Annotated in this window: 23 protein-coding genes; 10 read left to right on the plus strand and 13 right to left on the minus strand. The window is 68.7% G+C overall.

Features of this window, described 5'->3' with window-relative positions:
• The first annotated feature begins 152 nt into the window (after window positions 1-152).
• Window positions 153-1,028: a DUF2272 domain-containing protein gene (locus AC3A6J_RS02425; protein ID WP_487858298.1), complete on the plus strand. Its 876-nt coding sequence runs from the start codon at window positions 153-155 to the stop codon at window positions 1,026-1,028.
• Window positions 1,029-1,215: 187 nt separating this feature from the next.
• On the opposite strand, the gene AC3A6J_RS02430 is transcribed toward AC3A6J_RS02425, so the two are convergent.
• Window positions 1,216-2,028 (minus strand): IclR family transcriptional regulator, encoded by an 813-nt coding sequence (locus AC3A6J_RS02430; protein WP_487858299.1) that lies wholly within the window; start codon window positions 2,026-2,028, stop codon window positions 1,216-1,218.
• A 100-nt stretch (window positions 2,029-2,128) separates the two neighbouring features.
• Here AC3A6J_RS02430 and AC3A6J_RS02435 point away from each other — a divergent pair, with 100 nt between their 5' ends.
• Together AC3A6J_RS02435 and AC3A6J_RS02440 are read left to right on the plus strand one after the other, a co-directional pair.
• A complete protein-coding gene (locus AC3A6J_RS02435; protein WP_487858300.1) occupies window positions 2,129-3,772 on the plus strand; it encodes a GMC family oxidoreductase in 1,644 nt (547 codons plus the stop codon).
• An 86-nt stretch (window positions 3,773-3,858) separates the two neighbouring features.
• Window positions 3,859-5,181 (plus strand): MFS transporter, encoded by a 1,323-nt coding sequence (locus tag AC3A6J_RS02440; RefSeq protein WP_487858301.1) that lies wholly within the window; start codon window positions 3,859-3,861, stop codon window positions 5,179-5,181.
• On the opposite strand, the gene AC3A6J_RS02445 is transcribed toward AC3A6J_RS02440, so the two are convergent.
• Genes AC3A6J_RS02445 through AC3A6J_RS02455 form a run of 3 tightly spaced genes read right to left on the minus strand, consistent with a single transcriptional unit; the run spans window position 5,182 to window position 8,614 of the window.
• On the minus strand, window positions 5,182-6,441 hold the full coding sequence (locus tag AC3A6J_RS02445; protein ID WP_487858302.1) for a class I SAM-dependent methyltransferase: 1,260 nt from the start codon (window positions 6,439-6,441) through the stop codon (window positions 5,182-5,184).
• Entirely contained in the window at window positions 6,438-7,235 is a 798-nt protein-coding gene (locus tag AC3A6J_RS02450) for a DUF1365 domain-containing protein (RefSeq protein ID WP_487858303.1), read from the minus strand. The genes AC3A6J_RS02445 and AC3A6J_RS02450 overlap by 4 nt, the downstream gene beginning before the upstream one ends.
• Complete coding sequence (locus AC3A6J_RS02455; RefSeq protein WP_487858304.1) at window positions 7,232-8,614, minus strand: NAD(P)/FAD-dependent oxidoreductase; 1,383 nt, start codon at window positions 8,612-8,614, stop codon at window positions 7,232-7,234. The genes AC3A6J_RS02450 and AC3A6J_RS02455 overlap by 4 nt, the downstream gene beginning before the upstream one ends.
• A gap of 117 nt (window positions 8,615-8,731) precedes the next feature.
• Here AC3A6J_RS02455 and AC3A6J_RS02460 point away from each other — a divergent pair, with 117 nt between their 5' ends.
• The 3 genes from AC3A6J_RS02460 (at window position 8,732) to AC3A6J_RS02470 (ending at window position 10,615) form a co-directional block, all read left to right on the plus strand.
• Complete coding sequence (locus AC3A6J_RS02460; RefSeq protein ID WP_487858305.1) at window positions 8,732-9,394, plus strand: sigma-70 family RNA polymerase sigma factor; 663 nt, start codon at window positions 8,732-8,734, stop codon at window positions 9,392-9,394.
• Window positions 9,391-10,047 (plus strand): ChrR family anti-sigma-E factor, encoded by a 657-nt coding sequence (locus tag AC3A6J_RS02465; RefSeq protein WP_487858306.1) that lies wholly within the window; start codon window positions 9,391-9,393, stop codon window positions 10,045-10,047. The genes AC3A6J_RS02460 and AC3A6J_RS02465 overlap by 4 nt, the downstream gene beginning before the upstream one ends.
• Before the next feature lie 106 nt (window positions 10,048-10,153).
• Complete coding sequence (locus tag AC3A6J_RS02470) at window positions 10,154-10,615, plus strand: carboxymuconolactone decarboxylase family protein (protein WP_487858307.1); 462 nt, start codon at window positions 10,154-10,156, stop codon at window positions 10,613-10,615.
• Window position 10,616: 1 nt separating this feature from the next.
• Here AC3A6J_RS02470 and AC3A6J_RS02475 read toward each other — a convergent pair whose 3' ends face one another.
• The 5 genes from AC3A6J_RS02475 to AC3A6J_RS02495 are packed head-to-tail and all read right to left on the minus strand — an operon-like array spanning window position 10,617 to window position 14,100.
• Window positions 10,617-11,033 carry a DUF2177 family protein gene (locus tag AC3A6J_RS02475; RefSeq protein ID WP_487858308.1) on the minus strand — a complete coding sequence of 139 codons (417 nt, stop codon included), beginning with the start codon at window positions 11,031-11,033 and terminating at the stop codon, window positions 10,617-10,619.
• Between the two features lie 47 nt (window positions 11,034-11,080).
• Window positions 11,081-11,713, minus strand: coding sequence for a DUF6134 family protein (locus AC3A6J_RS02480; RefSeq protein WP_487858309.1), 633 nt, complete (start codon window positions 11,711-11,713; stop codon window positions 11,081-11,083).
• Entirely contained in the window at window positions 11,710-12,519 is an 810-nt protein-coding gene (locus AC3A6J_RS02485; RefSeq protein WP_487858310.1) for a DUF1295 domain-containing protein, read from the minus strand. Before AC3A6J_RS02485 ends, AC3A6J_RS02480 begins: the two co-directional genes overlap by 4 nt.
• Window positions 12,512-13,054, minus strand: coding sequence for a DUF2878 domain-containing protein (locus AC3A6J_RS02490; protein WP_487858311.1), 543 nt, complete (start codon window positions 13,052-13,054; stop codon window positions 12,512-12,514). Before AC3A6J_RS02490 ends, AC3A6J_RS02485 begins: the two co-directional genes overlap by 8 nt.
• Window positions 13,051-14,100 (minus strand): SAM-dependent methyltransferase, encoded by a 1,050-nt coding sequence (locus tag AC3A6J_RS02495; RefSeq protein ID WP_487858312.1) that lies wholly within the window; start codon window positions 14,098-14,100, stop codon window positions 13,051-13,053. Before AC3A6J_RS02495 ends, AC3A6J_RS02490 begins: the two co-directional genes overlap by 4 nt.
• Before the next feature lie 105 nt (window positions 14,101-14,205).
• Here AC3A6J_RS02495 and AC3A6J_RS02500 point away from each other — a divergent pair, with 105 nt between their 5' ends.
• Complete coding sequence (locus AC3A6J_RS02500) at window positions 14,206-15,252, plus strand: LysR family transcriptional regulator (protein WP_487858313.1); 1,047 nt, start codon at window positions 14,206-14,208, stop codon at window positions 15,250-15,252.
• On the opposite strand, the gene AC3A6J_RS02505 is transcribed toward AC3A6J_RS02500, so the two are convergent.
• The 4 genes from AC3A6J_RS02505 to pdxR form a co-directional block, all read right to left on the minus strand.
• On the minus strand, window positions 15,170-16,060 hold the full coding sequence (locus AC3A6J_RS02505; RefSeq protein ID WP_487858314.1) for an ABC transporter permease subunit: 891 nt from the start codon (window positions 16,058-16,060) through the stop codon (window positions 15,170-15,172). The two genes, AC3A6J_RS02500 and AC3A6J_RS02505, sit on opposite strands and share 83 nt — an antisense overlap.
• Window positions 16,053-16,841, minus strand: a complete 789-nt coding sequence (locus AC3A6J_RS02510) for a taurine ABC transporter ATP-binding protein (protein WP_487858315.1) — start codon at window positions 16,839-16,841, stop codon at window positions 16,053-16,055. The genes AC3A6J_RS02505 and AC3A6J_RS02510 overlap by 8 nt, the downstream gene beginning before the upstream one ends.
• Window positions 16,842-16,851: 10 nt before the next feature.
• Window positions 16,852-17,865 carry a taurine ABC transporter substrate-binding protein gene (gene tauA / locus AC3A6J_RS02515; protein ID WP_487858316.1) on the minus strand — a complete coding sequence of 338 codons (1,014 nt, stop codon included), beginning with the start codon at window positions 17,863-17,865 and terminating at the stop codon, window positions 16,852-16,854.
• A gap of 274 nt (window positions 17,866-18,139) precedes the next feature.
• Entirely contained in the window at window positions 18,140-19,660 is a 1,521-nt protein-coding gene (gene pdxR / locus AC3A6J_RS02520) for a MocR-like pyridoxine biosynthesis transcription factor PdxR (protein ID WP_487858317.1), read from the minus strand.
• Between the two features lie 117 nt (window positions 19,661-19,777).
• On the opposite strand from pdxR, the gene AC3A6J_RS02525 reads away from it, so the two are divergent.
• The 3 genes from AC3A6J_RS02525 (at window position 19,778) to AC3A6J_RS02535 (ending at window position 23,465) form a co-directional block, all read left to right on the plus strand.
• Entirely contained in the window at window positions 19,778-20,200 is a 423-nt protein-coding gene (locus AC3A6J_RS02525; protein WP_487858318.1) for a nuclear transport factor 2 family protein, read from the plus strand.
• Between the two features lie 24 nt (window positions 20,201-20,224).
• Window positions 20,225-21,670: an NAD(P)/FAD-dependent oxidoreductase gene (locus AC3A6J_RS02530; protein ID WP_487858627.1), complete on the plus strand. Its 1,446-nt coding sequence runs from the start codon at window positions 20,225-20,227 to the stop codon at window positions 21,668-21,670.
• A gap of 199 nt (window positions 21,671-21,869) precedes the next feature.
• Window positions 21,870-23,465 (plus strand): ABC transporter substrate-binding protein, encoded by a 1,596-nt coding sequence (locus AC3A6J_RS02535; protein WP_487858319.1) that lies wholly within the window; start codon window positions 21,870-21,872, stop codon window positions 23,463-23,465.
• Window positions 23,466-23,503: the final 38 nt, after the last annotated feature.

A 23,503-nucleotide genomic window follows, 5' to 3' on the forward strand; every position in this document is an offset into this window, starting at 1 on the left:
TTTCTCGCGCTTCATTTCGTCGCCCGTGCCGGGCCGCACGGGCCGCCGCCACGGGGTTGGTGCTGTTCGCATCGGCGGTCACCACTGCCGTCGCGGCATCCCGTTGCGCCGACACGGCCATCCAATTTCCGCCACCGCCGCGCGCGCTCTCCATGGCGGCCGCCGCCGAGCGCGAGCACGCAGCCTTCGGCGCGCAGGCGATGGATGCCGAAGGCCGGCTCATCGAATCGGGCTGGTCGGAGGCCGACGCCTCGCGCCCGCTGCGCATGGGCCCCGCGCCGTGGCAGCGGGTGCACGGCTACTGGCAAGCGGTGCCAGAGCGCCGCAGCGCGCTGCCGTCGCTGGTGCGCTTCGGCGCGCTGCGACCGGCCGACCGCACGCTGCTGCTGCAAGCGCTCAACCAGGCCAGCGCGGCGCACCTGCAAGGCCTCGGCGTGGGCCCCGAACAGGGCCTCGATGCCGCCGAACTGCATGCAATGACAACCGCAGTGAACCGCGTCGCCGCCATCGACACGCCGTGGTCGGCCGCCTTCGTGAGCTGGCTCGCGCGGGAGGCCGGCCTGGGCGCGGACGAGTTCGTTTTCTCCGAAGCGCATGTGGACTATGCCGGCGCCGCCTGGCAGGCCGGCGCCGCCGAGGCGGCCGGCCGCGAGACGCGCTACGCGATGCGCGCCTGCGACCTCATGCGCACGCCGCCACGCGTGGGCGACCTCGTCTGCCATGCACGCGCGGCCCGCGCCGGGCTCGACCGCTTCGAGAAGATCGGCGAAGTACTCGCCACGCGGCCTACGGGCGGCGAGCCGCTTCCGATGCACTGCGACGTGGTGGTCAAGGTCGATGCGCGCGGCTTCGAGGCCGTCGGAGGCAACGTGCTGCAGTCGGTCACGCGCAGGCGGCTCGACTTCGCACCCGGCACCCGAACACTCGATGCGAGCTACCAGCCCGACCACTGCGACCCCGCCGCCGCGGGCTGCGTCGACCGGCACATGAGCCGGCAGCCGTGGTCGTTGCTGCTGCAGTGGCGCTGAGGCGCGGGGACGGGGCGCAGGACGCGCTCAGGAACACACATGATCCGCTTGGATGATGTGCACGCCAGGCGCACGCACACCGCTTCGGCTCCTACGTCGCCGAACGGTCTCTCTCGTCGTGTGCGGCGAAAACTTCGCTGGCCGATCGGTACTGCCCTTGCTCCATCTCGCGATGGCCTGACTCACCTTACAGCAGCCCCGCCATGCGCCCCGCCGCCGCCTCCAGCGCACCGATGCGCGCCACCGCATCCGCCATCGACATGCGCGCCGTCGGCGCATGCACCGCAAGCGCGGCGCGCACCGCACCCGCCGCGTCGCGCACCGGCACGGCCACGGCCACGAGGCCGGCGATGAACTCCTCGCGGTCGCGCGAATGGCCGCGCCGCGCGATCTCGTCGCACTCGGCGCGCAGCGCCTCGGGCGTCATGAGCGTATTGGCCGTCATGCGTTCGAGCGGCAGGCTGTCGATGATCGTGTCGCGCGCCTTGTCGGGCATCAGCGCCAGAAAGAGCTTGCCGCTCGCGGTGCAGTGCAGCGGCACGTGCGAGCCGACGTCGAGCGTCAGGCGCAGCGGCCATTGCGCCTCGACCCGGTCGAGGTAGAGCACCTGCGCGCCGTCGAGCGTGGTGAGGTTGCAGGTCTCGCCGACCTCGCGCACCAGCGCGGCCAGCACCTCGTGGCGCAGGCCGCGCACCGTGCCGTGGTTCAGCGTGTCCAGCGCCAGCTGGCGCAACGCGGGCCCGACGATGAACGAGCGCTCGTCCACGTCGCGCGCCAGGAAGCCGGTGCCCAGCAGTTGGGTGCAGATGCGGTGCGCCGTGCCTTTGGGCAGGCCGAGCTGCGCCGCGAGCTCGGCGAGGGTCAGCGCCCGGCCCTGGTTGGCCAGCAGCGCCAGCAGGCGCAGGCTGCGCTCGGCGGATGAGCCGGAAGACGGCTCCTCGGGGGTCGCGGAATCGGAAGAACTACGCACTGCGGCGGACGCGCGCACGGGTCGTGGCATACGGGTAAACCTTAAAAGTGGAACGTTGCGTTCCGAAAAACATTAGCCTAGGATGCATCGCATTGCGGCGATTGTTCCATTGCCCGGGAGTGCGATACACATGCGTGACGAGGAGTTCGACTACATCGTGGTGGGTGCCGGCTCGGCGGGTTGCGTGCTGGCCGGCCGGCTCAGCGAAGACCCGGCCACGCGCGTGCTGCTGCTCGAAGCCGGCCCGGCCGACAAGTCGCTCTGGATCCACCTGCCCATCGGCTACGGCAAGACGATGTGGAGCTCCACCTACAACTGGCGCTTCGAGACCGATCCCGACCCGAACATGAACGGCCGGCGCATCTACTGGCCGCGCGGCAAGACGCTGGGCGGATCGAGCGCGATCAACGGCCTGATCTACATCCGCGGCCAGCGCGAGGACTACGACCACTGGGCCGCGCTCGGCAATCCAGGCTGGGGCTACGACGACGTGCTGCCCTATTTCATCCGCTCCGAAGGCAACCAGCGCGGCGCCAGCGCCTTTCATGGCGGCGACGGGCCGCTGAAGGTATCGGACATCGCGGCCCGGCACGAACTGATCGAGGCCTTCATCGAGGGCGCCGAACAGATCGGCGTGCCACGCACCGAAGACTTCAATGGCGCCACGCAGGAAGGCGCGGGCTACTACCAGCTCACCACGCACAAGGGCTGGCGCTGCAGCACGGCCAAGGCCTACCTGACGACAGCGAAGAACCGGCCGAACCTGCGCATCGCGACCGAGGCGCTGGCCACGCGGCTGGTGCTCGACGGCCGGCGTGCGGTGGGCATCACCTACCGCCAGGGCGGCGAGACGAAGACCGCGCGCTGCCGCGCCGAGGTGCTGCTCGCGGCCGGGTCGATCCAGTCGCCGCAGCTGCTGCAGCTCTCGGGCATCGGCCCGCGCGCGCTGCTCGAGCGCTTCGGCGTGCCCGTGGTGCACGACCTGCCCGGCGTCGGCGAGAACCTGCAGGACCACCTGCAGATCCGCCTCGGCTACGAGTGCGCCAAACCCATCACCACCAACGACCAGCTCAACTCCTGGTTCGGGCAGGCGAGCATGGGCATGGAATGGCTGATGCACCGCACCGGGCCGCTCGCGGTCGGCATCAACCAGGGCGGCTGCTTCATGCGCGCGCTGAAGGACGAAAGCGGCAACCCGGTGGCCGCCACGCCCGACATCCAGTTCCACGTGGCCACGCTCTCGGCCGACATGGCCGGCGGCAAGGTGCATCCGTATTCGGGCTTCACCATGTCGGTGTGCCAGTTGCGGCCCGAGTCGCGCGGGCATGTGCGCATCCGCTCGCTCGATGCGGCCGAGCCGCCCGAGATGCAGCCCAACTACCTGGCGACCGAACTCGATCGCGCCACCACGGTCGCGGGCATGAAGGCGGCGCGTGCCATTGCCGAGGCGCCCGCGATGCGGCCCTACGTGAAGCGAGAGGTGAAGCCAGGCCCCGAGGCCGCGAGCGATGCCGACCTGCTGGAGTTCTGCCGCAACAACGGCGCCACCATCTTCCATCCCACCGGCACCTGCCGCATGGGCAGCGACCCGCTCGCCGTGGTCGATGCGCGCCTTCGCGTGCACGGCGTGGCCGGGCTGCGCGTGATCGATTGCTCGGCGATGCCGACGCTGGTGTCCGGCAACACCAACGCGCCCGCCGTGATGATGGCCGAGAAGGCCGTGGACATGATCAGAGAGGACGCGATGGCGTCCATGACTGCGCTTCAGCTTTAGGTTCGGTCGGTGTGAGCTTGGAAGTCCGCTGAAGGCGCACGGCCCGCGAGAGGCCGCGACGAAGACAACCCAAAGGAGACAGGCAAATGAGCGCAACGGTCGAAGAGAGAAAGATCCGCAAAGTCGTGATATCGGCGCTGGTGGGCGCCACCATCGAGTGGTACGACTTCTTCCTGTACGGCGTGGTGGCCGGCATCGTATTCAGCAAGCTCTACTTCCCGGGCAGCGACCCGGTGGTGTCGACCATGCTGGCCTACACCACCTTTGCCGTGGGCTTCGTCACGCGGCCGCTGGGCGGCGTGATCTTCGGCCACTTCGGCGACAAGATCGGGCGCAAGAGCATGCTGGTCATCACGCTGATGATCATGGGCGTGGCCACCTTCCTGATCGGGCTGGTGCCTACCTATGCGCAGATCGGCATCGCGGCGCCGATCCTGCTGCTGCTGCTTCGCATTGCGCAGGGCATCGGCCTGGGCGGCGAATGGGGCGGCGCGGTGCTGATGGCGTACGAGTACGCGCCCAAGGGCAAGCGCGGCTTCTACGCGTCGCTGCCGCAGATCGGCCTGGCCATCGGCCTGTGCATGGCTTCGGGCGTGGTGGCGCTGCTGTCGTGGCTCCTGACCGACGAGCAGTTCATGGCGTGGGGATGGCGCATCGCCTTCCTGCTCTCGGGCGTGATGGTGATCGTGGGCATGTACATCCGGCTGCACGTGCAGGAGACGCCGGAGTTCGCCGCAGTGAAGGCGCGCAACGCCGAATTGCGCATTCCCTTCGTCGACATGCTGCGACGCTATCCGGGCAACGTGCTCAAGGGCATGGGCGCGCGCTATATCGACGGCGTGTTCTTCAACATCTTCGGCGTGTTCTCGATCAACTACCTGACCGGCACGCTCAAGATCAGCCGCACCGACGCGCTGCTGGGCGTGATGGCGGCGGCGGTGGTGATGATCTTCTTCATTCCCTTCTTCGGCCGGCTCTCGGACAAGATGGGACGCGGCAAGGTCTACATGTGGGGCTCGATCATCACCGCGGTGTCGGCGTTCCCGGGCTTCTGGCTCATGATGAACAGTGGTGGCAACGTGCTGCTGGTGTGGCTCGCGATCATCGTGCCGTTCGGCATCCTGTACGCCTCGGTGTACGGGCCGGAGGCGGCGCTGTTCTGCGACCTGTTCGACGCCAAGGTGCGCTACACGGGTATCTCGTTCGTCTACCAGTTCTCGGGCATCTTCGCCTCGGGCATCACGCCGATCATCGCCACCGCGCTGCTCAAGTCGGGCGGTGGCCAGCCGTGGCAGATCTGCATGTACGTGCTGTTCGCGGGCGCGGTGTCGGCGGCGTGCGCCTGGATGATCGGACGCTCGCCGGCCATCGAGGAAGCGCCGGCCGAGGCGGTGCAACCCGCACGCTAGCTATTCGGCGGGGCAGTGCCCGAGGGTGAACAGCCCGACGTCGACCCGGCCCGACAGGAAGCCCGCCTCGCAATAGCAGAGGTAGTACTCCCAGAGCCGCTTGAACGAGGCGTCAAAGCCCAGCGGCTCGATCGCCGGCCACGCCGCCAGGAAGCGGTGACGCCACTCGGCGAGCGTGGCCGCGTAGCTGCCGCCGAAGGATTCGGCACGCGCCAGCGTGAGCCCGGCGCGGGCCGCCTCGGCTTCGAGCGCGCCGACCGACGGCAGCATGCCGCCCGGGAAGATGAAGCGCTGGATGAAGTCGGGGCTGCGCCGGTAGCGCTCGAAGAATTCGTCGGCGATGGTGATCACCTGCACCACCGCCACGCCACCCGGCGCGAGGCGCTGGCGCAGCGTGTCGAAGTACACCGGCCAGTAGCGTTCGCCCACCGCCTCGAGCATCTCGATCGACACGATGCGGTCGTACTGCCCGCCGGCATCGCGGTAGTCCTGCAGGCGCAGGTCGACGCGCGATGCCAGCCCCTCTTCGTCGACCCGTTGCTGCGCATGCGCGAGCTGCTCGGTCGAGAGCGTGAGGCCGGTCACGCGCGCGCCGTGGCGGCCGGCCAGCGCCAGCGCCAGCGCACCCCAGCCGCAGCCGATCTCGAGCACGCTGTCGTCCGGCGCGGGCGCGAGCAACTCGGCGATGCGCGCGATCTTGGCCGCCTGCGCTTCTTCGAGCGTTTCGTCGCCGGTCGCGTAGAGCGCGCTCGAATAGATCATCCCGGGGTCGAGCCACTGGGCATAGAACGCGTTGCCCATGTCGTAGTGGAAGGCGATGTTCTGCCGGCTGCCACGGCGCGTGTTGGCGCGCAGGCGGTGCATCGCGCGGCCGAACCACCGCGCGGGCAGCGAGGCCTCGAAGGCACGGCCCCAGCCTTCTTCGTTGCGGATGCCGAACTCGAGCAGCGCCGTCAGGTCCGGACTCGTCCAGTCGCCGTCGCGGTACGACTCGGCCAGGCCCATGTCGCCGCGCAGCAGCATGCGCGCGAGCGGGCGCCAGCGGTGCAGGCGGATGGCCGCATGCGGGCCGTCGGCCGCGCCGCGCCCTTCCACGCGTTCGCCGTTCGGCAGCTCCACGGCGATGGCGCCGCAGCGCACGCCGCGCAGCAGTCGCACCAGCAGCCGGCGCAGCGGCCGGCGGGTCCAGGCGGCGGGCGGGCAATGGACATCGGCCTCGAGGTTGTTCGACGCGGAAGGGGTGGAGGTGGTCGTGTTCATGCGTCCTTGGTTCCAACAACAATGCTCACAGGCTGCGCAGGCGCGGGCGGACAGCTGCGAAAGCGCGCGCCCTTGACCCACAGCCGAAGTGCTTCCCAGTGGATGGCGCCCACCACCTTCAGCGTCAGCAGCGGATGCGAGAAGAAGACCCGCGCGAGCGTCGCATCGCCGAGCGGGCGGCGTTCGGCATCGAAGCGCGCGACCAGCAGCGGACCTTCGGCGTCCGACGCGGTGATGCCGATGCCGAGCCCGGGCCGCAGCCGGTCGGGCAACTCGACGCGGAAGGCATAGTGCATGTCGATGTCGAGAAATGGCGAAACGTGGAACTGCTTGGCGCACTGCTGCGCGATGCGCTCGCCGTGACGCTCGGCCTCGTCCACCGCGATGAGGTAGCTGTGCCGCTGGCCGAAGGTGTTGTTCACCTCGTAGAGCACCGCCTGCAGGCCGCCTTCGGGGTGGTCGCAGAAATACACGCTGAGCGGATTGAAGGCATGGCCGAGGATGCGCGGCATGCTGAGCAGCCGGATGGCGCCGCCGGTGCGCAGGCCCGCAGCGAGCAATTGCCGCTCGACATGCGCGCGCAGCCCGAGGCCGTCGCCCGCGCCATAGTCGCGCGCATGCAGGCTGAACAGGTTGAAACGGTCGAACGAGAAGAGCCGGAGCCTGCGCGACAGCGCCGGCAGCGCGTCGATGTCCACCAGCATCGAGAACACGCGGTAGCCGAGGCGGTGGCGCGCCGGGCGCAGCCGCTGGTGCATGACGCGGCCGACGTAGAGCGCGGCGTCGTCGTTCAAGCGGCTGCCTCCACGCGCTGGCGCGGCCGAAGGCGGATGCGGTCCGATTCGCCGGCCACGTTCCATGGCCGGCGCACGCCGCCAAGCGCTTCGGCCACGGCCAGGCCGGCCTGCAGCCCGTCCTCGTGGAAGCCGGCACCGAAGTAGGCGCCGCAGAACCAGGTGCGGCGCTGCCCCTGCAGCGACCACAGTTCGTCCTGCGCGCGCATCGCATGCGGGTCGAACACCGGATGCTCGTAGACCTCGCTGCGCAGCATGTGACCGGGCGCGGGCTCGCGCACCGGGTTCAGCGTGAGGAAAAGCGGCGTGTCGTCGGCAATCCCCTGCAGCCGGTTCATCCAGTAGGTGACGCAGGGCGCTTCGGCGCGGCGGCGGTCGGCCGCGTAGTTCCAGCTCGACCAGACCGCGCGCCGCCGCGGCATCAGCGCCAGGTCGCTGTGCAGCACCGCGCGGTTGCGGCTGTAGCCGAAGGCGCCGAGCAGCCGCGTCTCGGCAGCACTCGGGTCGGGCAGCAGGCGCAGCGCCTGGTCGGCATGGGTGGCGATCACCACCTGGTCGAAGCGCCGCGGGGCGGCCGTTCCGTCGGTGCGCACCAACACCCCGCTGGCGTCGCGCCGCACTTCGACCGCGGCGCTGTCGAGCCGCAGCGGCTCGCCGATGCCTTCGATCAGCCGCGCCACATAGCGCGCGCTGCCGCCCGTGACGGTGCGCCACGCGGGCCGCTCGCCGAGGCTGAGCAGTTGGTGGTTCTCGCAGAAGCGCACGAAGGCTTCGGTCGGGTAGTCGCCCACGCGTGCGGCGGGCGTCGACCAGATCGCGGCGGCCATCGGGTACAGGTGGTCGTCGCGGAAGGCGCGGCCGTAGCCGCGCGCGTCGAGGTAGCTGTCGAGCGGCTGCAGGCCGAACCGCGCGGCATCGGCCGGCGCCTCGCGGTAGAAACGCACCAGCTCGCGCAGCATGGCCCAGAAGCGCGGCTTGACGAGGTTGGCGGGCTGCGCGAACAGCCCGCGCAGCCCGCTGCCCGAATACTCGAGCGCACCGTCGTCGAGGCTCACCGCGAACGACATCTCGGACGGCTGCGTCGCCACGCCCAGGTGCGCGAAGAGCGCCGTGAGGTTCGGATAGGCCGATTCGTTGTAGACGATGAAGCCGGTGTCGACCGCCACCGCCTGGCCGCCGGGCCCCGTCACCTGCACGGTGTTGCTGTGGCCGCCCGGCCGGCCATCGGCCTCGTACACGGTGACGCGGTGCCGCTGCGACAGCAGCCAGGCCGCCGCGAGGCCCGAGATGCCACTGCCGATCACGGCGATGTCGAGCGCGCTTTCACCCACGGTGCCAGGGGGCGGCAAGGAAGCGTCGGGGGCGGCGGCAACGGTCATGGAGGCTCCGGAAACAACATGTAGCCGCTTGTACGCAGCCGCTACCGATTTGGATTTGCCCGGGGGGTGCGCCGCATGCGCTGTGATCTAATCCCGCCGGCGGTGCGTAGGAGCAGCATGAACACCGTCCGACATGCCCAGGCACCGGTCCTCGCGCGGCCCCGATCGCGAGCGCCCTGGCTGTCGATGGTGACACTGCATCAGGGCCGCGACGCGATGCCGACAAGCGAAGAACTCAACTGCCTGGCCGAAGCCGTGGCGCGCCAGGGCGACAGGCAGGCCTTTGCCGCGCTCTTCAAGCATTTCGCGCCACGCGTGAAGTCGTACCTCATCCGGCTCGGCACCACCGAAGGTCTGGCCGAAGAACTGGCGCAGGAAGCCATGGTGAGCGTCTGGCGCAAGGCACCGAGCTTCGATGCGCGCCGCGCGAACGTCTCGACCTGGATCTTCACCATTGCGCGCAACCTGCGCGTCGACCATTTTCGCCGCATCGGCAATCGCCCCACGGCCGACGCCGACGAACTCGACGGCGATGCCACGCCCGACGACCTGCCCCAGCCCGACGACCTGCTGTTGACCCGGCAGCGCGAGGCCGGCGTGCGCGAGGCGATCGCCCAACTGCCGGCCGAGCAGGCGCACGTGCTGCGCCTTTCCTTCTTTGAGGAGCAGCCCCATTCGCAGATCGCCGAGACGCTCGGCCTTCCGCTCGGTACAGTCAAATCGCGCGTCCGGCTGGCCGTGCGCCATCTGCGCCGGCTGCTCGACGGATACGAACCATGACCATTCAACACCATCCTGCCGACGACCTGCTGCTTGCCCACGCGGCCGGCAGCCTCGAGCGCGGCCACGCGGTGGTCGTCGCGAGCCATCTGGAAGGCTGCGCGCATTGCCGCGAACGCATGCGCCTGCTCGAAGCCGCGGGCGGCGCGCTGCTCGACGCGTTGCCGCCCGAAGCCATGGCCCCCGATGCGCTCGCGCGCACCCTGGCCGCCATCGATGCACCGCCGCCACCACCGCGCCCGGCGCCCACCCCGGTGCCTCGGCCCGTGCTGCCGCCCGGCATGGCCTGGCCGCGCGCCCTGGCCGCCTGCCCGGCCACGCCCTGGCGCTGGCTCGGGCCGGGCATGCGCTGGAGCCGCGTCACGCTGCCCGACGATCCCGCGGCCAACGTCTTTCTGCTGCGCATCGCCGCGGGCAAGAACCTGCCGCTGCACACGCACAGCGATTCGGAGCTCACGCAGGTGATGCACGGCACCTTCCACGACGGCCGCGCACTGTTCGGCCCCGGCGACTTCGACGAGGGCGACGGGAGCTTCCAGCACCAGCCGGTGGTTCAGGCCGGCAGCGAGTGCATCTGCCTTGCGTCGGTGCGTGGACGGGTGCTGTTCGATGGGGTGATTGCGCGCACGCTGGGGGCGCTGGTGGGGATGTGACCGGGGGCGGTTGAAGAAAATCGTCTTTTTTGCGTCGACTGTCACAACGCCGAGCGCCCGCCCGTCTAAGAGGTATATCTCAACCTCAAGACCGAAGGAGTTCACCATGTCTCAAGCACGACTCGACTATCACGCCCTCGCGCCTGCGGCGGCCCGCGCCGGCGCCCAGTTCTCGTACGCCGCCGGCAAGACGCTGGACAAGCGCCTGCGAGAACTGATCAACCTGCGCATCAGCCAGATCAACGGCTGCGCCTTTTGCATCGACATGCACTGGGCCGACCTGGTCAAGCAAGGCATGGACCCCCGCCATATCAATGCGGTGGCCGGCTGGCGCGAGGCGGAGCGGTTCTTCGGCGAAGCCGAGCGCGCCGCGCTTAACTGGGCCGAGGCCGTCAACGCGGTGCCGCAGCGCACGCCCAGCGATGCCGACTTCGAGGCCGTGAGACGTCACTTCAGCGACGCCGAGGTCGCGGACCTCACCTTTGCGGTCTGCGCGATCCGCTCGTGGAACATGCTCAATGCCAGCTTCCACATGCAGGTGCCCGAGACGCCCTACGCGGCCGGCTGACTCAGCGCGCCGCGCCGAAGGTCAGCGCGGCCTTCGCGGCCGCGGCCGCCGATACGGCGGTCACGAAGGTGCCCCAGCACAGGTCGGCGATCGTCACGGTCCATGACCAATCCTTGAGCGTGGCCTGGTTGGTCAGGTCGTAGGTCGCATAGGCCAGGAGGCCGAGCAGCGCGCCGTGGCCCAGCGCGCTGAGCCAGCGCCCGCTGGCGAGCGCGGGCGATACCGCGAACACCACCACCCCGACGAGGTAGATCACGTAGAAAAGCACGGCCGGTGCGAGCGCGAAGCGTTCGAGCATCAGGTGGCCGAGCACCGGACGATAGAGCCGGTCGGCCATCGTGGTCAGCCAGATGGCGTCGAGCACCAGAAAAACCACGGCCGCGGCGAGGTAGGCGATGGCGAATTGCCGAAGGGACATGATGGAAAAACTCCTGTTGTTCGTGTGAAAGCCAAGAAGGCAAAAGATCACTTCAGGCGGTACGACAGCCTGCGCCCGCCCTCGACCGTCGAATCCAGCCCGAGCCATTCGCCCTCGGCCGAATACCAGACGTCGATCGGCTGCGCCGCGCCGTCGATGCGCCAGCGCATGGCCGCGATACTTTGGCCGCGCACCGCCAGCGTCCCGCCTGCCAACGGGCGGACCTGCACGCTCTCGTAGCGGCCGTTCTGCGCATTGAGCAGCCGCGCCTGGCGCTGGATGACGGGGTTCCAGTAGGCAAAGCTCATGACGCAGCCCGGCAGCGTCTGCGCGGCGGTGCCGGTGCCAACCGTCACGGCGAGCCCGTCGCCCGCGGGCTCGGCGCGCACCCGGCTCGTCTCGCCGTCGTCGTCGGTGCTTGCATCGAGCGTGCGCAGGCAGTCGCCGCGCCACTGTTCGACCGCACGGTGGCGGTAGCGGTACACGGTCAGGCCCAGCAGCTTGACGGCGAAGCCGGCCTCGCTGAGCACCTTGCGCGCTTCGGTCGGGCCCGTCACGCTGAAGCGGTGCTCGCCGATCGGCTTGTCGTCGAGGAAGACGCTGAAGTTCCATTCGTTCGCTTGTACGGCACAGGGCAGCGTCGCGCAGGCCAGCACGGCGACCCATTGCATTTTCGTCATGGTGTCTCCCTTCGCACAGGTCCGGGCAAGAACGCGTTGGTCCGCGCGATGTAGTCGCGGTAGGCCGGACGGCGTTCGGCAATGTCCTTCTCGAGCAGGCGCACGCCCGAAACCTTGAGCAGCAGCACCGTCATGAGCACGGGCGACACGATGCTCCAGGCGCCACCCCATCCCGCGCCGCCCATGGCCACGAGCCAGAGCCCCCACCAGACGCAACATTCGCCGAAGTAGTTGGGATGCCGCGTGTAGCGCCAGAGGCCGCGGTCCATCACCCGACCCTCGTTCGCGCGGTCGGCCTTGAAGCGCGCCATCTGCGCATCGGCAATGGCCTCGAAGCCCAGGCCGAAGGCGGCCAGCGCGAAGCCCGCGGCATCGAGGGCACCGAGCGCGCCCTGGCCGCGCATGCCGGCCAGCAGCGGCGCCGAGACGGTCCACGCCAGCACCGCCTGCAAGCCGAACACCAGGTACAGGCTCTTGAGCCCGAAATTCGGCTCGTTGCGCGCGCGAATCTCGCGGTAGCGCCGGTCTTCGCCGTGGCCCCAATTGCGCCAGGTGATGAACAGGCTCAGCCGCAGCGCCCATACCGCGGCGAGCAGCAGCATGCCAAGCCCGCGCAGCCCGGCCTGCGGCGGCAGCAAGAAGAAATACACCGCGCCCGCCCCCGCGATGCACAGCGACCAGATACGGTCGACCAGGCTTGCATCGTGCCGCGCCAGGCTCGCGAGCCAGGTGCCGAAGGCCAGCGTGGCAGTGAACGCGAGGCCAGCGAGCGCGGCGCCGACCAGGCCGAAGGAAACGTCAGGCATGTCGCGCCTCCGCCGACATCACGCCGTCGAAGCGCATCGACAACCGCACCAGGGCCGGCAGCAGCACCGCCCAGACCACCGCCAGCGTCAGCAGCGCGGGCTCGGCATGCACGAACTGCGCGCCGCCGAGCCGCACGCCCGAGACGAAGGACAGCGGCCCCACGATGGCCCCGAGCACCGCGGCCAGCCCAAGCCGCGGACGCAGCCAGCGCATCGTCACGTTGAGCGCGATGGCGAGCAGGCCCCACAGCGCGACGATCCAGTAAGGCGGCAACTGCGGCACCGGCTGGCCGGACGGATAGGCCACGTTGCCTTGCTGCACGATGGCCATCTCCACGGCCAGCCCAACCACGCAGGCCAGTGCCACGAGCCGCGCTTCCTGCGCGGGCCGGGCCGAAACCCACAAGTGCCAGCCGACGGCCGCCGCCACGCAAGCCGTACCGGCCAGCGGCATGCCATGCGCGGCGCCGAGCACCGCGGCGAACCAGGCCAGCTGGAACACGACGAAGTTCGCCACCTGCACCGAGGCCGTCATGCGCGCCGCTCGAAAAGATAGTGGCTCACCCACCAGCGCTGGCCAGCGTCGAAGCCGAAGAGCTCGGCCACCGATAGGAAGAAGAGCCGCCAGCGCGTCCACCACACATCGGCATCGTCGCCGTAGGTGGCCTTGAACAGCGGCAGCAGCATGGCGCGGTGCGCGTCCATGTTGCGCAGCCATTCCTCGGCGGTGCGCTGGTAGTGCGTGCCATCCCAGCGCCACTGGTCGAGCAGGCGCAGGTCGTCCTGGCAGCGCAGCGCGAGGTCGTCGCTCGGCATCATGCCGCCCGAGAAGAAGTGGCGGCTCATCCAGTCGCTCGCGTCGCGTTCGACAAAGGCATAGGGCGCGCCGCGGTGCGCAAAGACGTGCATGAAGAAGCGGCCATCGGCGCGCAGCCAGCGCGCCAAGTTGGCAAAGGCGCGCGGCCAGTTGCGCAGGTGCTCGAACATCTCGACCGACACGATGCGGTCGAAGCGCTCGGCCGTGTCGAAGTCGTTGAAGTCACGGGTCACCACACTCAGGTTGTGCAGGTTGCGGCGCGCGGCTTCGGCCTCGATGTACGCGCGCTGCGAATGGGAGTTGGACAGCGCGGTGATCCGGCTGGCCGGATAGTGCTGCGCCATCCAGAGCGACAGCGAGCCCCAGCCGCAACCGAGCTCGAGCACGTCCTGTCCGTCCGACAGCCCGGCCCGGGCACAGGTCGCCGCGAGCGCCGCGGCCTCCGCCTGCGTCAGCGTCTCGACGCCTTCGGGCCAGAAACAGCTGCTGTACTTGCGGTGGCGGCCGAGCACCACGCCGAAAAAGCCCGCGGGAACCTCGTAATGCTGTTCGTTGGCCTTCTCGGGCAGGGGTGCGAGTTCGGCCGAGCGTATGCCGCGGATGAACTCCCGCGTCAGGTCGGCGGCCGGTGCCGCGGCACCGCCGTGCAGTTCGGCCAGCCGCGCCTTCAGCAGGCGGCGGATGCCGAGCCGCAGCAGGCGATCGGGCACCAGGCCCTGCTCCACCGAGCGGATGGCAAATTCAGCGGTTTGCGACATGCGCATGGCTCCTTGTTCGCGGCCCCGGGGCGTGGTGCCGGCACGCGCTATACGCAGGAATGGGCCTGCCGGATCTGCGGCCTTTGCGGGAACTGGAACAATGCGGCCACCATGGACGGCCTCGATCTCATCAAGACATTTCGCGAAGTCGCGTTCCGGCGCAGCTTCTCCCGCGCAGCCATTTCCCTCGGCATGTCGAAAGCCACGGTGAGCCGCTACGTGGCAGAGCTGGAGCAGCGCAGCGGCGTGCGCCTGCTCAACCGCTCCACGCGCTCGCTGAGCCTGACCGACGCCGGGCAGGTGCTGCTCGATCGCAGCACCGAGCTGGTGGCGATGGCCGAGAACACGCTCAACGACCTGCAGGCGCACGGTGCGCATCCGCGCGGACGGCTGCGCATGAGCGCGCCGCACGGCCTGATCGCAGGCTGGCTCTCGGACGTGATTGCCGAATTCATCCAGCGCTACCCGGACGTGTACGTGAGCCTGGTGTTCACCAACAGCGCGGTCGACCTGATCGAGGAAGGCATCGACATCCACCTGACAGGCGGGCGCATCGACGACATGAACCTGATCGTGCGCCGGCTGGTGCAGTTCGAGATGGTGGTCTGCGCCAGCCCCGCCTACTGGGCCCGGCGCGGCATGCCGCAGGTGCCCGAAGACCTGGGCCGGCACGACGTGCTGAGCTATTCGGCGGCGCCCACCTCGCACCTGCCGTTCGAAACCGGCGGTAAGGCCTACGAGGTGCCGGTGCACAGCCGCATGGAAGCCAACGACGCCCTCGCGCTCATCGAACTGGCGCTGCGCGGCGCCGGCGTGGCCTATGTGCCCGAGCCGCTGGCGCAGTCGCACCTGGAGCGCGGGGCGCTGGTGCCGGTGCTGCGCGAGCACATGCCGCACGACCACTGGCTGTACGCCGCCTATTCGCAGCGCCGCCACAACAGCGCGGCGATGCGCGCGATGCTCGACTTCCTGGAACAGTCGATGCTGCCGGCCGTGGGCAGCGTCGCCGGCAGCGCGCCAGTGCTGTCGGCGATCCCGGCGCTGCAGCCGGTGTTGCCGCCGCGGCCGGCGCCTACTACATGCGCCCTTTCCAGGGCACCAGACGTCGCTCGAGCCAGCGCATCAGCAGGTCGAAGAGGTACGCCACCACGCCAATGACGATGATGCCCATGATGACGATGTCGGTGCGAAGGAAGTTCGACGCATTGAGCACCATCTGGCCCAGGCCCATGTTGGCGGCCACCATCTCTGCCGCGACCAGCGTGGTCCAGCCGAAGCCGATCGCGATGCGCATGCCCACCAGTATGTCCGGCAGCGCCGACGGCAGGATCACGTGCCGGATCACCTGCACGTAGCTGGCACCCATCGAGTAGGCCGCATTGATCTGCTCCTGCGAGGCGCTGCGCATGCCGGAACGCGCGGCCAGCGCGAGCGGCGCGAAGCAGCTCAGGAAGATCAGCAGCACCTTCGGCAGCTCGTCGATGCCGAACCAGATGATGATCAGCGGCAGGTACGCGAGCGGCGGCAGCGGCCGGTAGAACTCGAGCGGCGGATCGAAGATGCCGCGCCAGACGCGGCTCATGCCCATCGCGATGCCCACCGGAATGGCCGTGACGCAGGCCAGCAGGAAGGCCGAGAACACGCGGAACATGCTCGCGAGGAAGTGCTGCCACAGCGGTTTGTCGTTGGCCTGGCCCGTGAGGTATTCGTGGAACTGCTGGAACACGGCTTGCGGCGACGGCAGGAAGAGCGGCTTGACCCAGCCCATGTTCGTGACGAGGAACCACAGCGCGATGAGCCCCGCCACGGTGACCACGCTGATGGTCACGCTCGAGCCCTCGCCGGGCACCTTGAAGGCGCTGGTCTTGAGCTGGGTGCCGGCCGCCACCGGCGGCGGCGCGGCGGGCCGGGTGGGTGGGGTGACGACGGTGGCGGAAGGTGTTGTTGCCATGGTGGCCTCAGGCATGTTCGGCCTCGCGGTGGTGAATGATCGAGAGCACCTCCTCGCGCATACGGATGAACTCGGGCTCGGACTTGACCTTGCGCGAATCGCCGTGCGCGAGGAACTGGCGCGAGAACGGCACGTCGTCGTAGATGTGCGAAATGCGCCCCGGGCTCGGGCTCATCACGATCAGCCGCGTCGCGAGGAACAGTGCTTCTTCGACCGAGTGGGTGATGAAGAACACCATCTTGTTCGACGTCGACCAGGCCTTCAGCAGGATCTCCTGCACCTGCTCGCGCGTGAAGGCGTCGAGCGCCCCCATGGGTTCGTCCATGAGCAGCACGGCGGGGTCGCTGGCCAGCGCGCGAGCGATGCCCACGCGCTGCTGCATGCCGCCCGAGAGTTCGTAGACGGCGCGGTCGGCGTACTTCTGCAGGCCGACCAGCGCCAGTTTCTCTTCGGCGACGCGGTCGCGCTCGGCCTTGCCGACGCCGGCGAGCCGCATGCCCAGGGCCACGTTGTCGCGCACGTCGAGCCAGGGCATGAGCGCATGCTTCTGGAACACCACGCCGCGGTCGGCGCCAGGGCCGACCACGGGTTGGCCATCGAGCAGGATCTGCCCACTGGACGGCGGCAGGAAGCCCGCGATGCAATTGAGCAGCGTGGTCTTGCCGCAGCCCGAGGCGCCCAGTGCGACGACGAAGTCGCCATCGCGCATGGTGAGATTGACCGGCGCCAGCGCCTGCAGCGTGCCGCCCTTGACGGCGTAGTTGACCGTGAGGTCGCGGATGTCGAGCGTGGGCATGGGGGGTGCCTTACTTGGCCATCGCCTTCTCGACGTAGGTGGTGGTTACGAAGGCCGCGTAGTCGGGTTTGACTTCCTGCACCCGGCCCTGCTCCTTCAGGAAAGCCGCCGTGCCCGCCATGGCCTTGGCCGCGCCGCCGCCCAGCCAGGTGGGAGACACCTGCTCGGCCATGGTCGGGAAGCTGTAGAGCGCCATCACCGCGCCCACGTTCTTCGGGTCGGCCTTGGTCCACTTGGCCATCGCCTTGGTCTGCGGCGAATCGGGCGTCCAGCTCTTGCCGGAGGCCTTGTACTCCTCGTTCGCACGGTTCAGCGCCTTGACGAAGGCGATCATGAACGGCTCGTTCTCGGCCGCCCACTTGGCGTTGACCACGATGCCCTCGAAGGTCGGCGCACCGCGCTGGCCGATGCTGCCAGAGGTGGCGATGACCTTGCCGTTCGAACGGATCTTGGAAAGCACCGGGTCCCAGATGAAGGTGGCGTCGATGTCGCCGCGCTCCCAGGCGGCCGCGATCTCGGGCGGGCGCATGTTCATGACGTTGACCTTCCTCGCGTCGACGCCTTCCATCTTCATGCCGGCCATGAGCTGGTAGTGCGCGGTCGAGACGAAGGGCGTGGCGACCTTCTTGCCGGCCAGGTCCTTCATGCTGTTGATGCCCGATGCGTTGCGCGCCACGAGCGCCTCGGCATTGGCGATGTCGGCCGAGATCCAGAACAGCTTGATGTCCTGCCCCTGGCTGGCCGCGGCGGTGAGCGGGCTCGAGCCCGTTTCGCCCATCTGCACGTCGCCCGAGGCCATGGCGCGGATCACGTCGCCGCCGCCCGAGAACATCCGCCAGTTGATCTTGTAGCCGGTGGCCTTCTCGACCTCGCCCGACTCCATGACGAGCCGCAGCGGCACCAGCATGTCCTGGTGCGCGAATGTGAGTTCCTTCTTGCCTTGCGCGAAGGCGGGGCCTGCACAGAGCATGGCGGCAGCCAGTGCGGCTGCGCATTTCAGGGAGAGACGGCGGGACGTGGTCATTTCTTTCCTCCGGGTGACGGTTGGTGAACCTGAGCGGACTTTGCACCCGTTGGCTGGCGGGAGGAAGTACCAGCAAGGGGAGGAGGATGGAGCCAGGGGGTTGGGAAATACCCTCGTTCTGGTGCGCTGGGAGTGGGGGCGCACGGGGTCGGTGCGTTTCCCGGGGCCGGGTCTCGCCCCGGCGGGCGAGCTACTTTCTTTTGGCGAAGCAAAAGAAAGTGAGTCGCCCGCCGGGGCGAAACCCGGCCTCAGGCAACAAACGAAACCAACAGCCTCAATGCGCCCGGACCTCCCCCCGCGCCAACGCCAACTCCTCGAACGCCGCTCCCAGCGCCTGGATCCCCGCCAGAATCTGTCCCGCCGCAATCGATGACAACCGCAGCCGGAAGAAGGGACACGGATAAGGCGGCTTCGCAAAGAACACGTCCCCCGCCTCGATCAGCACGCCATGGCTGCGCGCCATCAGCGACAGTTCCCCCGCATCCACCCACGCAGGCGCCCGCACCCAGATCGAGGCCCCGCCCTGCGGCAGCGTGAAATCGAACTCCGGCAGATGCTCGCGCAACGCCTTGGCAGCGATCGCGAGCCGGTCCTGCATCGCCGCATTCACGCGCCGCGCATGCGACTCGTGGTGGCCGAGCGAAAGAAACAGTGCATAGGCATGCTGCAGGAACGCGCTGGGGTGCCGCACCATCGCGTGGCGGATCAGCCGCAGTTCCTTGATCAGCGCGCGCGGCGCCACGATGAAGCCGAGCCGCAACGCGGGCGAAAGGCTCTTGGACACCGAGCCCACGTAAATGACCCGGCCCGTCTTGTCGAGGCTCTTGAGCGCGGGCATGGGCGTGCCCTCATAGAGGTTTTCGGCCTCGTAGTCGTCCTCGATGATGACGAAGTCCTGCAGCTCGGCCTTGCGCAGCAGCCACTGCCTGCGCTCCAGGCTCAGCGTGGCGGTGGTCGGGCTCTGGTGCGACGGGGTCACGAAGAGGTAGTCGGCCGCCGGCAGCGCATCGACGACCAGGCCCTCGTCGTCGACCGCCACCTCGACCCACTTGGGGTTGCGCATCGAGAAGCTGTTGCGCGCATGCGGATGGCCGGGCTCCTCGAGGCCGACGCGCGTCTGCTCGCCGAATAGCGCATCGGCCAACAGGTAGTACGCATGCTGCGCACCGAGTGTGACGAGGATCTCCTCCTTCAAGGCAAACACGCCGCGCTTGGGCAACAGCCGCGTGCGGATCTGTTCGATCAGCTCGGGCACGTCGTCGGTCTCGAAGTCGGGCGTCCAGTGCGGCAGCTGCGAGCGCGCCAGGCTGCGCGCACAGCATTCGCGGAAGTCTTCGGTCGGAAAGAGCTGCGGGTCGTAGTTGCCGTAGACGAAGGGGTACGGATAGTCGCGCCAGCGGTCGGGCTTGGAAAGCGTGGGCTTGTCCTGCAGCGAGCGCAGCACGCGCGCCGGCCAGTGGGGCGGCTGGCTCGACTGGCCGCTGCGCCCCACCAGCGGCTCGGCATGCGCGGCCGACAGCGGGCGGGCATTGCGCGCCACGAACACGCCGCTGCGCGGACGCGCCTCGAGGAAGCCTTCGTCGATCAGCTGCAGGTAGGCCGAAGTGACCGTGTTGCGGCTCAAACCGAGCAGCGTGGCCAGTTCGCGCGACGAGGGCAATGACGCGCCGGGACTCAGGTGGTCTTCGAGGATCGCCTGCACGACGGCGGCACGCAATCGGCCCTGCAGCGGCAGCGCGGGTTGGTCGGGCAACGCGAAAAGCTGCGCCCACTGGGTCGCTCGGTGGTTGGCCATAGGCGCCGCAGTGTAGGGCAAGGGCTGTGTTCTGGCTCGGTCGAATTCCCCCATCTGGCCCTATCGCCCGGCGAGCGTGCTGCCTACGCTTGCAGCATTCAATTCAGGAGCCCTTGCGTGACTGCACTGCCATCTTCATCCCCAGTCGATTCATCCACCGTGACCACCGACACCCTCGCCGCGTTCAGCGACGCCTGGAACCGCCACGACATCGACGCGCTGATGTCCTTCATGACCGATGACTGCATCTTCCAGACCGCCGCCGGCCCCGATGCCTGCGGCACGCGCCACGTCGGCACCGAAGCGGTGCGCCGCGCCTTTGCCGCAGCCTGGGAGGCGGTGCCCGATGCGCAGTGGACCAACGGCAAGCACTTCGTGCAGGGCGACTTCGGCACCTCGCAATGGACCTTCACCGGCACCGCGGCCGACGGCGGCCGCATCGAGAGCGACGGCATCGACGTGTTCACGTTCCGCGGCGGAAAGATCCACCTGAAGAACGTGTTCCGCAAGGCACGCCCCAACCTGCCCGCTGCCAAGTAGCCGCCGCGGAGCCACCCCATGACCATGCCTTCCGGCACTGCCGCGTTCTCCCCGGCGTCGTCCGAACCGCAGCCCACGGGCCGGCCGTACGACCCGCGCTACGACCCGCTGGTCGCGTCCGATCCGGGCGCGGGCCGCGCCTATGCGCCTACCTGGTGGGTGGCAAGCGCCGGCACGCCGCCCGAGGACGACGGCCCGCTGCACAACGACATCGACGTCGACGTGGCCATCATCGGCTCGGGTGCCACGGGCATGTCGACCGCGCTCTATCTCGCGCAGGAGCACGGCATCCGGGCCACGGTGCTCGAGGCCAACCAGGCCGCCTGGGGTTGCTCGAGCCGCAGCGGCGGCCAGGGGCAAAACGCAAGCGGCCGGCTCAAGCGTTCGCAATGGATCGAGCGCTGGGGCATCGACACCGCGCGGCGGCTCGACGCCGAGATTCGCGGCGGCTTCGAGAACTTCAAGCATCTCACCACCCAGATCGATTGCGATGCCTTCGACGGTGGCCATCTCTATCTGGCGCACCGGCCCGAGAAGCTCCCGGTGCTCGAAGCCGAGGCGCGCCTGATGCGCGAACAGTTCGGCTACGGCACGCGCATGCTCACGGCCGAAGAGGTGCGAAGCGACTATTGCGACGAGCGCGAGGCCTGCGGCGCCATGTTCGAACCCGAAGGGGTGGGCATCCATCCGCTGAAGTTCACCTTCGGCCTGTTGCAGAAGGCGCGCGGCCTCGGCGTGACGGTGCACACCTCGAGCCCGGTGCAGGGCTGGCAGACGATCGACGGCGTGCACCACCTGCGCACGCCCGGCGGCGTGGTGCGCGCGCGCCGCGTGGCGGTATGCACCGGCGGCTACACCGGCCAGGCGCTGAATCCGGCGCTGAAGAACCGCATCATGCCGATCCTCTCGAACTCGGTGGTCACGCGGCCGCTGACCGAGTCTGAGCTGCAGGCCACCAACTTCAAGTCGCTGACCTTCCTGACCGACACGCGCACGCTGCGCTTCTATTACCGGCTGCTCAAGGGCAACCGGCTGCAGATCGGCAGCCGCAGCGCCGTCAGCGGCGCCGACGCCGAGCATCCGATGCACCTGAAGCTGCTCACCGATGCGATCGCGCGCAAGTTCCCGCCGCTCGCGGGCATCCGCATCGACTACTCGTGGTGGGGCTGGGTCGACGTGAGCCACGACATGATGCCGCGCATCGCGCAGCCCGACAGCGACAAGTCGATCTGGTATGCCGTGGGCTACGGCGGCAACGGCGTCTCGTTCTCGACCTGGGCCGGCAAGCGCCTGGCCGAGCGCATCGCGGGCAAGGACGCGGGCCGCGAGGTCTTCGAACTGCCGATCTACCGCTCGCCGCTGCCCTTTCCAAACGTGCTCGGGCTGGTCGAGTCGCCGGCCTTCGCGCCATTCCGCCGCATCGGCCAGCGCATGCTTTACAAGTGGTACTGGCTGCGCGACGAAAAGTAGTTGTTGACACTCTCGGCCGCGCGGCCGAGGTGCATTCACCGAAGTGGCGCATCGCACCGCCACACAACGGGGCAAACCCGTGCCTTCTGGCCCTTCAACTTGGCTACGGTTGGCTCTTCGGTCCCGCTCGACCTGCGCCTATCGTCGAGTGCGGCCCGCAAGGGCGTCCCAATCCACAGAAGTTCCAGGAGGTCGATCCATGTTCCATTTGCTATCCCATCGCCGCGGTGTCTTGTTGTCGGCGGCATTGCTCGGCGCCAGCGCGCTCGTGCCCCTGCCGGCCGTTGCGCAGGAACCCAAGCGCGGCGGCACGCTGGTGGTCGGCTACACCCAGGTGCCGCGTCACCTGAACGGCGCGGTCCAGTCGGGCACGGCCACGGCGATCCCGTCGGCGCAGCTGTTCGCGAGCCCGCTGCGCTATGACGACAAGTGGAATCCGCAGCCCTACCTCGCAGAGTCGTGGAAGCTCGCCGACGACGGCATGTCGCTCACGCTGAACCTGCGCAAGAACGCGGTGTTCCATGATGGCAAGCCCGTGACCTCGGCCGACGTGGCGTTCTCGATCATGGCGATCAAGGCCAACCATCCGTTCCAGACCATGCTGGCACCGGTCGAGAAGGTCGACACGCCTGATGCGCACACGGCCATCATCCGCATGAGCACGCCGCACCCGGCGATCCTGCTGGCCATGAGCCCCGCGCTCGCGCCGATCCTGCCCAAGCACATCTACGGCGATGGCACCGACCTCAAGAACCATCCGCGCAACAGCAACGACGTGGTCGGCTCGGGACCCTTCAAGCTCGTCGAGTTCCAGGCCGGCCGGCGCGTGGTGATGGAGCGCTTCGACAAGTTCTTCCTGCCCGGCAAGCCCTACCTCGACAAGGTCGTGCTGAACATCGTGCCCGATGCGTCGAGCCTCGTGCTGAGCCTGGAGCGCGGCGACATCCAGATGCTGCCCTACGTGTCGACTTCCACCGACCTGCGACGGCTCAAGGCCAGCACCGACACGGTGCTGACCAACAAGGGCTACGAGGGCATCGGTGCCCTCAACTGGCTCGCGATCAACACCACCAAGAAGCCGTTGAACGACGTGCGCGTGCGCAAGGCCATTGCCTATGCCATCGACAAGAAGTTCATCACCAAGGCGCTGATGGGCGGTTTCGCGACGCCGGCCGACGGCCCGATCGTGGCGAGCAGCCCGTTCGCCACCGACGACCTGGTGCGCTACCCGCTCGACCTGAAGAAGGCCGCCGCCCTGCTCGACGAAGCGGGCCTGAAGCCCGGCAACGGCGGCGAACGCCTCAAGCTGACCATCGACTATCTGCCGGGCAACGACGACCAGCAGAAGAACGTGGCCGAGTACGTGCGCGCGCAGCTCAAGAAGATCGGCGTCACGGTGGAGGTGCGCGCCTCGGCCGACTTCCCGGCCTGGGCCAAGCGCCTTGCCACGCACGACTTCGACCTGTCGATGGACGTGGTGTTCAACTGGGGCGATCCGGTGATCGGCGTGCACCGCACCTACCTCTCGACCAACATCAAGCCCATCATCTGGACCAACACGCAGTCGTACGCCAATCCCAAGGTCGACGAGCTGCTCAACACCGCCGGCACGCTGCTCGACCCGACCAAGCGCAAGGCCTACTACGCCACGTTCCAGAAGATCGTGACCGACGAAGTGCCGATCATCTTCATCAACGATTCGCCCTACCACACGGCCACGCGCAAGAACGTGGCCAACGTGCCGACGACCATCTGGGGCCCGGCCTCGCCGTACGACGAGGTGTTCCTGAAGTAGGCGCGGCGACCACCACCACGACGACGACAACAACGACA

This window comes from Variovorax sp. Soil_C_39 (assembly GCF_057656815.1).

What these genes read in the sequence shown, in the direction of transcription:
- AC3A6J_RS02425 (WP_487858298.1), top strand. Translation starts at nt 153, where the DNA reads ATGGCGGCCGCCGCCGAGCGCGAGCACGCAGCCTTCGGCGCGCAGGCG.
- AC3A6J_RS02430 (WP_487858299.1), bottom strand. Translation starts at nt 2,028, where the DNA reads ATGCCACGACCCGTGCGCGCGTCCGCCGCAGTGCGTAGTTCTTCCGAT.
- AC3A6J_RS02435 (WP_487858300.1), top strand. Translation starts at nt 2,129, where the DNA reads ATGCGTGACGAGGAGTTCGACTACATCGTGGTGGGTGCCGGCTCGGCG.
- AC3A6J_RS02440 (WP_487858301.1), top strand. Translation starts at nt 3,859, where the DNA reads ATGAGCGCAACGGTCGAAGAGAGAAAGATCCGCAAAGTCGTGATATCG.
- AC3A6J_RS02445 (WP_487858302.1), bottom strand. Translation starts at nt 6,441, where the DNA reads ATGAACACGACCACCTCCACCCCTTCCGCGTCGAACAACCTCGAGGCC.
- AC3A6J_RS02455 (WP_487858304.1), bottom strand. Translation starts at nt 8,614, where the DNA reads ATGACCGTTGCCGCCGCCCCCGACGCTTCCTTGCCGCCCCCTGGCACC.
- AC3A6J_RS02460 (WP_487858305.1), top strand. Translation starts at nt 8,732, where the DNA reads ATGAACACCGTCCGACATGCCCAGGCACCGGTCCTCGCGCGGCCCCGA.
- AC3A6J_RS02465 (WP_487858306.1), top strand. Translation starts at nt 9,391, where the DNA reads ATGACCATTCAACACCATCCTGCCGACGACCTGCTGCTTGCCCACGCG.
- AC3A6J_RS02470 (WP_487858307.1), top strand. Translation starts at nt 10,154, where the DNA reads ATGTCTCAAGCACGACTCGACTATCACGCCCTCGCGCCTGCGGCGGCC.
- AC3A6J_RS02475 (WP_487858308.1), bottom strand. Translation starts at nt 11,033, where the DNA reads ATGTCCCTTCGGCAATTCGCCATCGCCTACCTCGCCGCGGCCGTGGTT.
- AC3A6J_RS02480 (WP_487858309.1), bottom strand. Translation starts at nt 11,713, where the DNA reads ATGACGAAAATGCAATGGGTCGCCGTGCTGGCCTGCGCGACGCTGCCC.
- AC3A6J_RS02485 (WP_487858310.1), bottom strand. Translation starts at nt 12,519, where the DNA reads ATGCCTGACGTTTCCTTCGGCCTGGTCGGCGCCGCGCTCGCTGGCCTC.
- AC3A6J_RS02490 (WP_487858311.1), bottom strand. Translation starts at nt 13,054, where the DNA reads ATGACGGCCTCGGTGCAGGTGGCGAACTTCGTCGTGTTCCAGCTGGCC.
- AC3A6J_RS02495 (WP_487858312.1), bottom strand. Translation starts at nt 14,100, where the DNA reads ATGCGCATGTCGCAAACCGCTGAATTTGCCATCCGCTCGGTGGAGCAG.
- AC3A6J_RS02500 (WP_487858313.1), top strand. Translation starts at nt 14,206, where the DNA reads ATGGACGGCCTCGATCTCATCAAGACATTTCGCGAAGTCGCGTTCCGG.
- AC3A6J_RS02505 (WP_487858314.1), bottom strand. Translation starts at nt 16,060, where the DNA reads ATGCCTGAGGCCACCATGGCAACAACACCTTCCGCCACCGTCGTCACC.
- AC3A6J_RS02510 (WP_487858315.1), bottom strand. Translation starts at nt 16,841, where the DNA reads ATGCCCACGCTCGACATCCGCGACCTCACGGTCAACTACGCCGTCAAG.
- tauA (WP_487858316.1), bottom strand. Translation starts at nt 17,865, where the DNA reads ATGACCACGTCCCGCCGTCTCTCCCTGAAATGCGCAGCCGCACTGGCT.
- pdxR (WP_487858317.1), bottom strand. Translation starts at nt 19,660, where the DNA reads ATGGCCAACCACCGAGCGACCCAGTGGGCGCAGCTTTTCGCGTTGCCC.
- AC3A6J_RS02530 (WP_487858627.1), top strand. Translation starts at nt 20,225, where the DNA reads ATGCCTTCCGGCACTGCCGCGTTCTCCCCGGCGTCGTCCGAACCGCAG.
- AC3A6J_RS02535 (WP_487858319.1), top strand. Translation starts at nt 21,870, where the DNA reads ATGTTCCATTTGCTATCCCATCGCCGCGGTGTCTTGTTGTCGGCGGCA.